Origin of the sequence: Pseudarthrobacter sulfonivorans, assembly GCF_031454915.1 — a bacterium.
Taxonomy (GTDB): Bacteria; Actinomycetota; Actinomycetes; order Actinomycetales; family Micrococcaceae; genus Arthrobacter; species Arthrobacter sulfonivorans_C.
The window spans coordinates 1-1,212 of the sequence record NZ_JAVDRS010000026.1 but is presented as its reverse complement, the minus strand read 5'-3'; the positions used below and the strand labels follow the sequence as shown (position 1 = coordinate 1,212).

At 65.8% G+C, this 1,212-nt stretch carries 1 protein-coding gene; it reads left to right on the top strand.

All coding sequences use genetic code 11. The features are described 5' to 3' along the window. Positions 1 to 54 precede the first annotated feature (54 nt). Positions 55 to 1,146 carry an isocitrate/isopropylmalate dehydrogenase family protein gene (locus J2808_RS22210; RefSeq protein WP_309821029.1) on the top strand — a complete coding sequence of 364 codons (1,092 nt, stop codon included), beginning with the start codon at positions 55 to 57 and terminating at the stop codon, positions 1,144 to 1,146. Positions 1,147 to 1,212 lie beyond the last annotated feature (66 nt).

The following is a 1,212-nucleotide window of genomic DNA, read 5'->3' as shown; positions in this document are numbered from 1 at the left end:
TCCCGTAACCTCCGGTCCGTCAACGAGACCTGGATATATAGAAAAGGAAATACCGTGACTGAATCCAAGCAGTACCAGCTGGCCGTCCTGAATGGCGATGGCATCGGCCCGGAGATCGTGCCGGCCTCGGTGAAGATCCTCGACGCGGCGATGGCCGCCGCGGGTGCCCCCGCGATCCTCTGGACCGAGCTGCCTTTGGGCCGGAGTGCGATCGACACGCACGGGACCGCCGTCCCCGCCGAGACCCTCGAGGCGCTGAACAACGTGGACGGCTGGCTCCTGGGCCCGCACGATTCCGCTTCCTACCCGGAACCGCACAAGTCCGCGCTGAACCCCTCGGGCACCATCCGCAAGCACTTCGGCCTGTTCGCCAACATCCGCCCGTCCAAGGCCTTCCCGGGCGGGAACGCCATCGTTGAAGGCACCGACCTGGTGATCGTGCGTGAAAACACCGAAGGCTTCTACGCTGACCGGAACACCTTCGCCGGGACCGGCGAATTCATGCCCACCCCGGACGTGGCGATCATGCACGGCATCATCACCCGCGCCGCGACCGAACGCATCGCCCACTCCGCGTTCCAGCTCGCCCGGTCCCGGTCCAAGCAGCTGACCATCGTGCACAAAGCCAACGTGCTGAAGATGACCACCGGCCTGTTCCGCGACGTCTGCAAAGAGGTCGCCCTGCAGTACCCGGACGTGTCCGTGAACGACTTCCACATCGACGCGATGACCGTGCACCTGGTCCGCCGCGCGAACAAGTTCGACGTCATCGTCACCGAGAACATGTTCGGCGACATCCTCTCGGACCTCGCCGGAGAAGTCGCCGGATCCCTGGGCATCGCCCCGTCGATCAACTCCTCCGACACCCACGCCATGGCCCAGGCCTCCCACGGGTCCGCCCCGGACATCGCGGGTAAGAACATCGCCAACCCCATCGCGATGATCCTCTCCTCCGCGATGCTCCTGCGCTGGCTCGGCGCCAAATTCGGCGACGAGAAGGTCCTTCAGGCCGCCGAACTCGTCGAAAAAGCCATCGAAGCGACCGTCCTGGACGGCACCACCACCAAGGACATGGGCGGCACCTCCGGCACCAGCGAATTCGCTGACGCCGTCGCCACCCGCGTCACCACCGTCGCACACGTCTAAACAAACGCGCACGACCAACAACCGAACGCCGGGCGGGGCCCACACCCCGCCCGGCACCACCGGCCA